The sequence below is a fragment of the Elstera cyanobacteriorum genome, from assembly GCF_002251735.1.
Taxonomy (GTDB): domain Bacteria; phylum Pseudomonadota; class Alphaproteobacteria; order Elsterales; family Elsteraceae; genus Elstera; species Elstera cyanobacteriorum.
Genome location: NZ_NOXS01000032.1, coordinates 252,766 through 265,327, shown reverse-complemented (window position 1 = coordinate 265,327; position 12,562 = coordinate 252,766). Strand labels below are relative to the sequence as shown.

The following is a 12,562-nucleotide window of genomic DNA, read 5'->3' as shown; positions in this document are numbered from 1 at the left end:
CCCGTTAGATCGCGCCCATACTGGTGATGATGCGGCCAACCACACCATACTCCACCGCTTCGTCGGCGGGCATCCAATGGTCGCGCTCGGTATCCTTGATCACCTTTTCGAGCGGTTGCCCGGTCGCTTCGGCGATCACTTTCTGAATGCGGGCCTTGGCCTTAATGATTTCCTTGGCCTGGATTGCAATGTCGCTGGCCTGGCCGCCCGCGCCGCCGCTCGGCTGATGCAGCAGGAAGCGGGTATTCGGCAGGGCTAGGCGGTTTTCCTTCGGGGCCGACAGATAGATATGGGCCGCCGCACTGCCAACCCAGCCGGTGCCGATGATCTTCACCGGGCAATCGACGAATTTGATAATGTCGTGAATGGTATCGCCCGATTCGAGATGCCCACCCGGCGAGTTGATGAAGACGCGAATTTCGTCCTTACCATCCTGCGCCAGGGCGATCATCTTCGCGGTCACGGCATTGGCCAGCTTCATATCGATCTGACCGAAGATAAAGACGGAGCGGGCCTTAAACAGCCGCTCTTCCATCGCCTCGGAGGGTTTGGCCTCTTCCGGCTTCTTCGGGTCTTTTTCGTCGTCCAGTCCAAAGGCAAATTGCATATCTCTGCTCCGCGCACCCGGATGATCCTGGCCGCCAGCCTAGCGGGGTAGGGACGGCGGGTCATCCTCGTTTTTATCCGGCAGTGCCGGGAAGTCTTTCAAACATAAGGCTGCCGCGCCGGGAAAACGACCGACGCTGAGGATTGCTGACAGTTAGGCCCGCTTCTTCTTGGCGGCTTTGGTCGCAAGATAGGGGGCGAGATAGCGGCCCGTATGGCTATCCGGGTTCGCGGCCACCTGCTCCGGCGTGCCTTTAGCGACGATCCGTCCGCCGCCGGACCCGCCTTCTGGCCCAAGGTCGAGCACCCAGTCGGCGGTTTTGATGACCTCGAGATTATGTTCGATCACCAAGACCGTATTGCCCTGTTCGACTAGGGCGTGCAGCACTTCCAAGAGCTTACGCACGTCTTCGAAATGCAGGCCGGTGGTTGGTTCGTCGAGGATATAGAGCGTGCGGCCCGTCGAGCGGCGGGAGAGTTCTTTCGAGAGTTTCACCCGCTGCGCTTCGCCGCCCGACAATGTGGTCGCCTGCTGGCCGACTTGAACGTAGCCAAGCCCAACGCGCTCTAGCGTCAGCAGCTTATCGCGGACGGAGGGAACGGCCTTAAAGAACTCCGCCCCTTCCTCCACCGTCATCGCCAGCACATCGGCGATGGATTTGCCGCGAAAGCGCACATCCAGGGTTTCGCGGTTGTAGCGCTGGCCCTTGCAACTGTCGCACTGCACGAAAATATCGGGCAGGAAGTGCATTTCGATCTTGATCAGCCCGTCACCTTGGCAGGCTTCGCAGCGTCCGCCTTTGACGTTGAAGGAAAAGCGCCCCGGCCCATAACCGCGCGATTTGGCCTCTGGCAAGCCCGCGAACCAATCGCGGATCGGCGTGAAGGCACCGGTATAGGTGGCCGGGTTCGAGCGGGGAGTGCGCCCAATCGGCGATTGGTCGATATCGACGATCTTATCGATGAACTCGATCCCGTCGATCCCGTCATGGTCAGCGGGCAGGTCACGCGCGCCGTTCAGCTTGCGCGCCAAAGCCTTATAGAGCGTTTCGATGATGAGTGTTGATTTACCGCCGCCCGATACGCCGGTGACGCAGGTGAAGGTGCCGAGCGGAATTTCTGCCGTTACGTTCTGAAGGTTATTGCCCCGCGCGCCGCGCAGCACCAGCTTTTCGCCCTTGCGCCCCTTACGGCGTTCGCTGGGAATTTCAATTGCGCGAAGACCGGCAAGATATTGTCCCGTCACGCTTTTTTCATTCGCCATCACCTCGGCCGGTGTCCCAGCGGCGATTACCTCGCCGCCATGCACCCCGGCGCCGGGTCCCATATCGATCAGATAATCGGCAGCCCGGATGGCGTCTTCGTCATGCTCCACCACGACCACGGTATTGCCGAGGTCGCGCAGCCGCCGCAGGGTGGCCAACAGCCGGTCGTTGTCGCGCTGGTGCAGCCCGATGGACGGTTCGTCCAGTACATAGAGCACGCCGGTGAGGCCGGAACCGATCTGCGACGCCAAGCGGATGCGCTGGCTTTCGCCGCCCGACAGGGTGCCGGAATTGCGCGAGAGCGTGAGGTATTCCAGCCCGACGTTGTTGAGAAAGCCCAGGCGGTCGTTGATCTCACGCAGGATACGCGCGGCGATTTCCTGCTGCTTCGGCGTCAGATGTTCGGCTAATCCGCTGAACCAGCGCCCTGCTTCGGCGATGGAAAGCGCCGTGATTTCACCGATATGGCGGCTGTTGATCTTCACCGCCAGCGCTTCCGGCTTCAGGCGGAAACCGCCGCAGCTTTCGCAGGGTTGGGAGCCTTGGAAGCGCTCCAACTCCTCGCGCACCCAGGCGCTTTCGGTTTCTTTCCAGCGCCGCTCCAAGTTCGGCAATAGGCCTTCGAAAGGCTTATTGGTTTCATAGGTGCGGTTACCATCGGAAAACCGCAGGGGGATCGCTTCCTTGCCGCTGCCGTGTAGGATGGTATTACGCACCGCATCCGGTAAATCTTTCCAAGGGGTTGCCAGCGATACCTTGAAGTGGCGGGCGAGGCTTTCCAGCGTTTGCGTATAATATTGCGACGTGGAATTGGCCCAGGGCGCGACCGCGCCGGTGGCAAGGGTCAACTCCTCATCCGGGATGACGAGTGCCGCTTCGAACTGCATCTTCACGCCCAAACCGTCGCAGGTCGGGCAGGCGCCGAAGGGATTATTGAAGGAAAAGAGGCGCGGTTCGATCTCGTCGATGGTGAAACCGGACACCGGGCAGGCGAATTTCGCCGAAAAAACCGTGCGGCTTTGATCGTCGGCATTTTCCGCGTAGAGCAACCCGTCCGCCAGTTCCAGCGCGGTTTCGATGGAATCGGCGAGACGGGTCGGCAGATCCTCTTGTTCGCGGCGCACGACCACGCGGTCCACCATTACCTCGATATCGTGCTTCAGCTTCTTATTGAGCGCCGGAACCGAATCGATATCATAGACTTCGCCATCGACCTTCACGCGTTGGAAGCCGCGCTTCTGATATTCCTGCATCTCCTTTTTATACTCACCCTTGCGGCCGCGCACGACCGGGGCGAGGAGGTAGAGGCGGGTGCCTTCCGGCATCGCCAGAATGCGGTCCACCATCTGGCTGACGGTCTGGCTTTCGATGGGCAGGCCGGTCGCAGGCGAATAGGGAATACCGACGCGGGCGAAGAGCAGGCGGAGATAATCGTAAATCTCCGTCACCGTGCCGACCGTGGAACGCGGGTTGCGGCTGGTGGTCTTCTGTTCGATGGAGATCGCGGGCGATAGGCCTTCGATCAGATCGACATCGGGTTTAGACATGAGTTCCAGAAACTGCCGGGCATAGGCCGACAGGCTTTCCACATAGCGCCGCTGGCCTTCCGCATAGATCGTATCGAAGGCCAGGGAGGATTTCCCCGACCCCGACAGGCCCGTGATAACGGTGAGGCTATCGCGCGGAATATCCACGTCGATATTCTTAAGGTTATGTTCGCGCGCGCCGCGCACAGAGATTTTCTGGTGCATGGGAACCCATATAACAGAACAAAAAAAGTACGCGCAAGCGCAAAACTGGGCTATAAGACTCCGAAACTTGCGGGTAATGACAGCCCTGGGATTCGTCTATAGGCTGACCGCCGAGAGCGGCAAGACCGCAGTACGGAATTTATGTGAGGTCGGTATGGCGGGCAGCGTCAACAAGGTCATTCTGGTCGGCAATCTGGGGCGCGATCCCGAAGTGCGCAGCATGCAGGATGGGCGCAAAATCGTCCAACTTTCCGTCGCCACGTCGGAAAGCTGGCGCGACCGTGCGACCGGGGAACGGCGCGAAAAGTCCGAATGGCACCGGGTGGTGATCTTTAACGACCGCTTGGCCGATGTCGCCGAACGCTTCCTGAAGAAAGGCGCCAAGGTCTATCTGGAAGGCCAGTTGCAGACGCGCAAGTGGACCGATCAGAGCGGCCAGGAAAAATATACGACCGAAATCGTGCTTCAGCAGTACCGTGGCGAATTGACCATGCTCGACGGGCGCGGCGAGGGCGGCGGTGAAGGCGGGTACGGTGGCGGCTCCTCGGGCGGTGACTTCGGGGGCGGCGACAGCGGCTACGGCGGCGGCTCCTCCTCGGGTGGCGGTTATGGCGGCGGGCGGGGCGGTTCTTCCGGCGGTTCATCCTCTGGGGGTGGTTTCGGCGGCGGTTCTTCGTCGGGCGGCGGCTTTGGGCGCGGCGGCGACATCGACGACGAAATTCCGTTCTAAGCCAACAAGATAAATGGAACGCCACGATCTCGGGCTAACCCATGTCGCCTTCGCCGTGCGCGATCTGGCGGCCAGCGTGGCGTTCTATCAAACCTATGCGGCGATGGCCGTCGTGCATCACAGGATCGACGCGGAGAGCGGTCGAGCGGTTGCCTGGCTGTCCGATCTCACCCGACCGTTCGTCATCGTGCTGGTCGAATCGCCGAAAACCAGGGATACGCCGCTCGGCCCCTTCGGGCATCTCGGTGTTGCGTGCGCTTCGCGGGCTGAGGTGGATCGCCTGTGCGCCCAGGCGCAAGCGGCGGGGTGCCTGCGTCGTCCGCCGCAGGACTCCGGCCCGCCGGTCGGTTATTGGGCGATGCTCGTCGATCCGGACGGCAATACGTTGGAGCTTGCCTACGGTCAGCAAGTGGCCTTCACCGTTGAAGACGCTGAGCGTTTTTTGTCATAGGGGCCACGGGCAGGGGCATGCGGGCGGAACGATTGTTCGCAGCCGCAAGACTTGCTAGGGTGCGCACCGACTTTAGGCCCAGAGGGCCGCGTAAGCGATTAGGGAAGTAAGTTTTGACCAATCCGCCGCTGCTACCGCCGAGTTTCGATATCGTCCCCGTCACGATCGAAGAGGAAATGCGTCGCTCCTACCTCGATTACGCCATGAGCGTGATCGTGGCGCGCGCCCTTCCCGATGTGCGCGATGGGTTGAAGCCGGTGCATCGCCGCATCCTGTTTTCGATGAAGGAACAGGGCTACGATTGGAATAAGGGCTACCGCAAATCCGCCCGCATCGTCGGGGATGTGATCGGTAAATACCATCCGCACGGCGACGTAGCGATTTACGACGCGATGGTGCGTATGGCGCAGGATTTTTCCATGCGCCTGACGCTGATCGACGGCCAGGGCAACTTCGGTTCGATGGACGGCGACCGGGCGGCGGCGATGCGCTACACGGAAGCGCGCCTGTCAAAACCCGCTGATCATCTGCTGCGCGATATCGACCGCGATACGGTATCCTTCCAGGCGAACTATGATAATACCGAGGTTGAACCCACAGTTCTGCCGGCAGAATTTCCGAATTTGCTGGTGAATGGCGCGGGCGGTATTGCGGTCGGGATGGCGACCAATATCCCGCCCCATAACCTTGGGGAAGTGATCGACGCCTGCATCGCTTATCTCGACGCCCCGGATATTCCGGTGGAAGCGCTGATGCAGATTATGCCGGGGCCGGATTTCCCAACCGGCGGCATCATCCTAGGGCGTGGCGGCATCATGGATGCCTATCGCTCTGGGCGCGGCAGCATCGTGATGCGCGCGAAAACCGAAATCGAGACCTTCAAGAAGGACCGGCAGGCCATCATCGTTACGGAAGTTCCGTATCAGGTGAACAAGGCCAAGATGCTGGAAAAGATTGCCGAACTGGTCAATGCCAAGACCATCGAAGGCATCTCGGACCTGCGCGACGAAAGCGACCGCGACGGGGTGCGCGTCGTTATCGAGTTGAAGCGCGATGCCTCGTCAGACGTGGTGCTAAACCAGCTTTATCGCCATACGCCGCTGCAATCGAGCTTCGGCGTCAATATGCTGGCGATCAACGGCGGCCGCCCGGAGATGATGAGCCTCAAAGAGGTCATCGTCGCCTTCTGCGCCTTCCGCGAGGAAGTGGTGCAGCGTCGCACGGCCTATGAGCTGCGCAAGGCGCGCGAACGCGGCCATGTTTTGGCCGGTCTGGCCATCGCCGTCGCCAATATCGACGATGTGATCCATCTGATCCGCACCGCGCCCGATCCTGTGGTGGCGCGCGAACAGTTGATGGCGCGCGATTGGCCCGCCAAGGATGTGGCGCCGCTGATCGCGTTGATCGACGATCCCGATCATAAGGTTGCCGATAACGGCACCTACCGCCTGTCGGAAACCCAGGCCCGCGCTATTCTGGACCTGCGCCTGCAACGCCTGACCGGGCTGGAACGCGATAAGATCGCGGCCGAACTCGGCGATCTCGGCGAGCAGATCAAGGATTACCTCGATATTCTCGCCAACCGTTCGCGCGTGCTCGACATCATCCGCGGCGAAATGACGGCGATCAAAACCGAATTCGCCACGCCGCGTAAAACCCAGATCGACGATTCGGAAGTCGATTACGACATCGAAGCGCTGATCCAGCGCGAAGATATGGTCGTAACCGTCAGCCACGCTGGGTACATCAAGCGCGTGGCCTTGTCCTCCTACCGGTCGCAGCGCCGGGGTGGCAAGGGCCGCGCCGGGATGGCGACGCGCGAGGAAGATTTCGTCGAACGGGTCTTCGTCGCCAATACCCATACGCCGGTGCTGTTCTTCACCACCAAGGGCCGCGCGTTCGAAACCAAAGTGTGGCGCTTGCCGGAAAGCACCCCGCAGGGCCGGGGTAAGCCGATGGTGAATCTGCTGCCCGCGTTGCAGCCGGGCGAGCGCATCGCTACCGTCCTGCCGCTGCCGGATGTGGAAGAACGCGAAGGCCTGACCATCCTCTTCGCCACCTCCAAGGGCGAAGTGCGCCGCAATGCTCTGTCCGACTTCCTCAATATCAAGTCGAACGGCAAGATTGCCATGAAGCTAGAGGATGAGGACGGCAATAGCCTGGGCGACCTCATCGGCGTCTCCGTGGCGCGCGACGATCAAGACGTCTTGCTCTCGACCCGCCTTGGCAAAGCGATCCGCTTCTCGGTCGATGATATCCGCGTCTTCCAATCGCGGGCCTCGACCGGGGTGCGCGGTATCCGCTTGGCCTATGAGGATGCCGTTATCTCGATGGCCGTGCTCGATGCCGTGCAGGCGACCGTGGAAGAGCGTGATGCGTACCTGCGCCGGGCCGCGGCGCTCCGCCGGGCTGCGGGGGATGATGCCGCTGTCGAAACCAGCGTGGATGATGAAGCCGATCTTCTGGCCGAACAGGTCAATCTGACCGACGACCGCTTCCAGGAACTGCAAGCCGTGGAGCAATTCCTGCTAACGGTCACGGAGCGCGGCTTTGGCAAGCGCAGTTCGGCTTACGAATACCGCAAAACCGGGCGCGGCGGTCAGGGGATCGCTGGGATGGATATTACCCAGAAGAACGGGCCGGTGGTCGGGGCTTTCCCAGTCAGCGAAAGCGATCAGATTATGCTGGTGACGGACGGCGGGCAGCTGATCCGCATTCCGGTGGCGGGTATCCGCATCGCTGGGCGCAAGACCCAGGGCGTGACCCTATTCAAGGTCGAAACCGCCGAACGGGTGGTGTCCGTCACCCGTCTCGACGATACCGGCGAAGAAACTGAAGACGGCGAGGGCAGTGATGCTCCGCCCGCCGACGGGGCACCGCCGTCCTTGCTGGTTTAACCGTCTTTCAGCAGAAGCAAAGGCTGCCGGTGGGGACTGGCAGCCTTTTTTGGGGAGGGGACCCAGTGACTTCGGCATCGACCACGCCCAGCGCCGACGAAGGCCTGCGCACCGCTGTTTATCCGGGGACGTTTGACCCCGTTACCTCTGGTCATATCGACATCATCCGCCGGGCCGCGCGCATTTGTGATCGGCTGATTGTCGGTGTCGCTAAGAATGCCGGGAAAGGCCCGCTCTTTTCCCTGACCGAGCGGGTGGATCTGCTGAGCAGTGAAGTGGCGGCCCTCCCCGAAGGCCATCGGATCACGGTGGTGCCCTTTGAAGGTCTGTTGATCAATTTTGCCGTCGAACATGGTGCTAATCAGATCGTGCGCGGTCTGCGCGCCGTCTCGGACTTCGAATATGAGTTTCAGATGGCGGGGATGAATGCCAAGCTGAATCCGGCGGTTGAGACGGTCTTCTTGATGGCGGCAGACGGGCAACAGTTCGTCTCCTCCCGCTTCGTCAAAGAAATCGGCAAATTGGGCGGCGATATTTCCCGTTTCGTCAGCCCACGCATCGTGGAAGCGCTTAAGACCCGGTTCGCTGAACAAGCCGACTAATCAAGACCATAAAAAGCATCGCCCCGCGTCCATATGAACGCGGGGCGATTTGCTTTAACCCAATGGTGAGCTCGCCGGGATTCGAACCCGGGACCCCATGATTAAAAGTCACGTGCTCTACCGGCTGAGCTACGAGCTCCCTTTGGGGTGGCGCACCATAAGCGGGGGCGGGCGAGGGGTCAAGCCTTGCTAGGGGGCGAATGAATCAGCCCTCCTTAGGGCCTGGGGCGCAGGGTAGATCAGGGGAACACTCGTAAATTCCAACATGGTTATCACTGTTGATGGTGGCACTTAGGGGGTGAGACTAAGAGGATTGCTGCAATCGTCCTTAAGTGAAACGAATCTTGTGTTTTTCACAGTCCCGGTGTTAGGGTCTGTCTCGGCATAGGTGCCATGCGATTTGCAGATGACCCGACGATCGCGTCGCAAAGGGTGGCCAGGCCGGGATGGTAACGGTGCAAAGCCGGACCGATAGAGAAGACCAACAGATAAAGAGAGCTTTGGGGAGAGAGATCTATGGAACGACGTAAGTTTCTGAAGGCCGCAGGGATTGGGGCGGCTGCAACGACGATTGCTGCGCCCGCGATTGCGCAGAGCTACCCCGAAGTGAAGTGGCGTTGCGCCTCGAGCTTTCCGAAGAGCTTGGATACGATCTTCGGGGCGGCGGAACATACCGCGAAGCGCGTTGCCGAAATGACCGATGGTAAGTTCCAGATCCGCGTGTTCGCGGGCGGCGAGCTGGTTCCGGCGTTGCAGGTGTTGGATGCGGTGCAGGCCAATACGGTCGAATGCGGCCATACCGCCAGCTATTATTACGTTGGGAAGGACCCGACCTTTGCGTTCGATACGGCCGTCCCCTTCGGTCTGAACACCCGCCAGCAAATGGCGTGGCAGTATCAGGGCGGCGGGCTTGAACTGCTGCGCGACTTCTTTAAGGGCTATAACGTCTACAATATCCCGCTGGGGCATACGGGCGCGCAGATGGGCGGCTGGTTCCGTAAGGAAATCAAGACCGTGCAAGACCTGTCGGGTCTCAAGATGCGCATCGGCGGGTTCGCCGGGCAGGTCTTGGCAAAGCTTGGCGCTGTGCCGCAGCAAATCCCGGGCGGTGATATTTATCCGGCGCTGGAAAAGGGCACTATCGACGCCGCCGAATGGATCGGCCCATATGACGATGAAAAGCTCGGCTTCTACAAGGTCGCCAAGTATTACTACTATCCGGGCTGGTGGGAAGGTGGCGCCCAGTTGTCGATGCTGGTGAATGATGCCCAGTTCCAGGCCCTGCCGAAGCATTATCAGCAGGCGCTGGAAACGGCGTGCGCCGATGGCAACAATTACATGCTGGCAAAGTACGACGCCGCAAACCCGCTGGCCCTGCGCAAGCTGGTCGGCAGTGGCGCGCTGCTGCGTCCGTTCCCGCGTGAAGTGATGGCGGCCTGCTATAAAGCGGCGTTCGATCTTTACGAGGAAGTCGCGAGCAAGAACGAAAAGTTCAAGAAGATCTACGAACCGTGGAAAGCGTTCCGCGAAGACCAATACGCTTGGTTCCGGGTCGCTGAAAACACCTTTGATAACTTCGTCTATTCCGGTGGCGGCCAGCCGCCGAAAAAATAGGCTGAAGGTACGAAAGGCGGGGAAAATTTCCCCGCCTTTTTTCTTGGATCGCAGCTGTGCGAACTGCTCTAGGCCCGGACACGGGCAACAAAGTCCTGCACCGCCGACCTTAGAATACCCGCCTGCTGCGATAGGTTGCCCGCAACGCTTAGAACTTGCGAGGCCGAGGCCCCGGTGGCTTCCGCCGTTGATCGCACGGCCATAATATTATCGGATACCAGCCGCGTGCCGTCGGCGGCTTCCTGAACATTGCGCGTAATCTCCCGCGTTGCGGCCCCTTGTTGCTCCACGGCTGCAGCGACGGTAGCGGTGATATGGCTGATCGAGCCGATGATTCCGGCAACCGACTGGATCGCTTTGGCCGATTGGCTGCTTTCCCGCTGAATGGCGCCAATCTGTGCCTGAATATCCTCGGTGGCCTTGGCGGTTTGGCTGGCCAATGCCTTCACCTCATTCGCCACGACGGCAAAACCCTTCCCTGCGTCGCCCGCCCGCGCGGCCTCGATCGTCGCATTCAGGGCTAAGAGGTTGGTTTGCTCGGCGATCGCTTGAATGAGGCGGACGACGTCATCAATCCGCACGGCAGCAATAGCAAGCTGCTGCACACCATTATTCGTCGTTCCGGCTTCATCAACCGCCTGCTGGGCGACGCGATTTGCTTCGGTCACTTGGCGGGCGATTTCCTGGATTGAGGCCGTCAGTTCTTCCGCCGCGCTGGCGACGGTTTGAACATTATGGCTGCCCTGTTCGGCGGCTTCGGCGACCGTATGGGTTTGGGTTAGCGCTTGTGCCGCCGTATCGGAGAGGGATTCGGCGCTGGCGCGCATGTGATCTGCTGCTGAAGAGACGCTGGTGACGATGGCCGCGACGGAGTTCTCGAACTCGGTTGCCATTGCCGCCATCGCCGCCTGTTTTTCCTCCTCGACCCGGCGGGCTTGGGCTTCGGCTTCTTGCTCCATCGCTTGAACGCGCTCGGCGTTTTCTTTGAAAACTTGGACCGCGGCGGCCATGCGGCCCACTTCGTCCCGCCGTCCCAGGGCGGGGATTTTGATATTCAGCACGCCATTGGCGAGCTGGGTCATCGCCTCGGTCATCTGCGTCAACGGGGGAACGATGCCGCGCTGCGTGGCGATCACAATCAGCACAGTCAGCAAAAGGGTGCCGATCAGCAGCAAGATTAGGGTTTGGCGCAACTCCTGGGCCGAGTCGGCGACCGTATCCGCCTCTAGCTCCACCATTCGGCTTTGCACCGTGATAAAACCACCGGACCGCAGGCCCATGGCATCCTGCCGCCCCTCCAATTGATCCATCAACTTATCGATCAGCGGCGTGACTTTGGTATTGAGCAGATAATCGGCCTGATTCCAGGCCGCCTGCTGGCGCAGCTCGATCAACTCGGTCGCGAGAGGCTGAATTTGCAGCATAAGCTGCTTCAGCGACGCGCCTGCCATCCGCTGGCTGCCGGTCATCAACTCCTGCTGACGATCCAGGCTTTGAATTCGGGCGGATAAGCTCTGCCAGACGCTTTCATACTGTTGCTTATACTCGGGGCTGCCCGTCATCAGATAGGTTTGTAGCGAGGCGAGAACTTGGACCGCTTCCCCGCGAATATGGGCGAAGGTTTCCAGCAGCGCCTTACGCGGCCCGCCTTCTGGGGTGCGCGCTTCGTCTTCGATCAGCGTGCGGGCCATAGCGATGGCACGGGCGATCTGCGGCTGCGCTTCTTCGGTAAACAGCGTCATCCCCTTGGTTTCCTCGGGCGTGCCGAGGAGGGCGACGACCTCCTTCTGGGCGGCTTCGAGCGGGGTCAGCGCGGCGGTTAGCCGATCCCAGTCGGCGCGCTCGCCATCGGTCAGATGGGCTTGGGTCAATTGCTCGGCAATTGCTTCACGCTCGTTGGCGATACGAACCCAGGCGGCTTGCCAGGCTAGAAGCCGGTTCCGCTCGCGCAGGGCCATATAGGCCCTTAGACTTTCAAGGCTACCGTAAACCGACGCGGCCAGCTTCTGCCCCGCCAATGCCGATGGAACGCGGCTTCGCACCATCTGATCGACGACGCTGCGGTTCGTTTCCGTCCGTTGAATGGTGAAGGCCACCATTCCCGCAAAAACAACCCCAATGGCGGCGAAACCGGTAATCAACCGGCCTCGGATCCCCATAACTCCCCCACGAGCCATGTGTCCCCCTTTAATCCGGCGTTGAATGGGCCTCCCGACCGCATCGCCCGCCGATGCAACTGTAAGCTAAGTTACGGAAACTGTAACAAGCCTATCACAGGCTTGTCATCGCTTCTTCGCGTGCGTTGGCATTCCCTAAGCAAAAAAAAGACCAAATTTCTCCAACAGGTCTTACTTTGGAATAAAATTTTGAAATTAAATCCTTAAGTAACAGATAATTTTGATGCGCCTGAGGCAGATATTATCGTTGATCTTCTGCACGGATGATCTGACTTTCTGGTCAAATTCTTTTGAATATTATAGCGATAACATGCGTATTTTGTCTGCGAAACCCAAGCCTGCGATACCCTGTTGCGGAGACGGATCGTCGCAGCCCGTACCCCAGATCGAAAATAGGGAAAAGCCCGTGTAAGTCCTAGCGTTTGCTCCCACCTATCGGGATATTCGAACTGGCCGCCGCAAAAGTTTT

Annotated in this window: 8 protein-coding genes and 1 tRNA gene; 5 read left to right on the top strand and 4 right to left on the bottom strand. The window is 60.0% G+C overall.

Annotated elements, in window-relative coordinates:
* Window positions 1-4: 4 nt before the first annotated feature.
* Together CHR90_RS10375 and uvrA are read right to left on the bottom strand one after the other, a co-directional pair.
* Window positions 5-607 carry an ATP-dependent Clp protease proteolytic subunit gene (locus CHR90_RS10375; protein WP_094408922.1) on the bottom strand — a complete coding sequence of 201 codons (603 nt, stop codon included), beginning with the start codon at window positions 605-607 and terminating at the stop codon, window positions 5-7.
* 153 nt (window positions 608-760) lie between these two features.
* Entirely contained in the window at window positions 761-3,622 is a 2,862-nt protein-coding gene (gene uvrA, locus CHR90_RS10370) for an excinuclease ABC subunit UvrA (protein WP_094408921.1), read from the bottom strand.
* 154 nt (window positions 3,623-3,776) lie between these two features.
* Here uvrA and ssb point away from each other — a divergent pair, with 154 nt between their 5' ends.
* The 4 genes from ssb to coaD all read left to right on the top strand — a co-directional run bounded on the left by ssb (window position 3,777) and on the right by coaD (window position 8,302).
* The gene (gene ssb, locus CHR90_RS10365; RefSeq protein WP_094408920.1) at window positions 3,777-4,352 is read left to right on the top strand and encodes a single-stranded DNA-binding protein; all 576 of its coding nucleotides are present in this window, start codon (window positions 3,777-3,779) and stop codon (window positions 4,350-4,352) included.
* 13 nt (window positions 4,353-4,365) lie between these two features.
* On the top strand, window positions 4,366-4,803 hold the full coding sequence (locus CHR90_RS10360) for a VOC family protein (protein ID WP_094408919.1): 438 nt from the start codon (window positions 4,366-4,368) through the stop codon (window positions 4,801-4,803).
* A gap of 113 nt (window positions 4,804-4,916) precedes the next feature.
* Window positions 4,917-7,700: a DNA gyrase subunit A gene (gene gyrA / locus CHR90_RS10355; RefSeq protein WP_212668667.1), complete on the top strand. Its 2,784-nt coding sequence runs from the start codon at window positions 4,917-4,919 to the stop codon at window positions 7,698-7,700.
* 65 nt (window positions 7,701-7,765) lie between these two features.
* On the top strand, window positions 7,766-8,302 hold the full coding sequence (gene coaD / locus CHR90_RS10350) for a pantetheine-phosphate adenylyltransferase (RefSeq protein ID WP_229671452.1): 537 nt from the start codon (window positions 7,766-7,768) through the stop codon (window positions 8,300-8,302).
* A gap of 63 nt (window positions 8,303-8,365) precedes the next feature.
* Here coaD and CHR90_RS10345 read toward each other — a convergent pair.
* Window positions 8,366-8,441, bottom strand: a tRNA-Lys gene (locus CHR90_RS10345).
* A 377-nt stretch (window positions 8,442-8,818) separates the two neighbouring features.
* On the opposite strand from CHR90_RS10345, the gene CHR90_RS10340 reads away from it, so the two are divergent.
* A complete protein-coding gene (locus tag CHR90_RS10340) occupies window positions 8,819-9,916 on the top strand; it encodes a TRAP transporter substrate-binding protein (protein WP_094408918.1) in 1,098 nt (365 codons plus the stop codon).
* Window positions 9,917-9,984: 68 nt separating this feature from the next.
* Here the strand turns inward: CHR90_RS10340 and CHR90_RS10335 are convergent, their stop codons facing one another.
* On the bottom strand, window positions 9,985-12,075 hold the full coding sequence (locus tag CHR90_RS10335; protein WP_170941371.1) for a methyl-accepting chemotaxis protein: 2,091 nt from the start codon (window positions 12,073-12,075) through the stop codon (window positions 9,985-9,987).
* Window positions 12,076-12,562 lie beyond the last annotated feature (487 nt).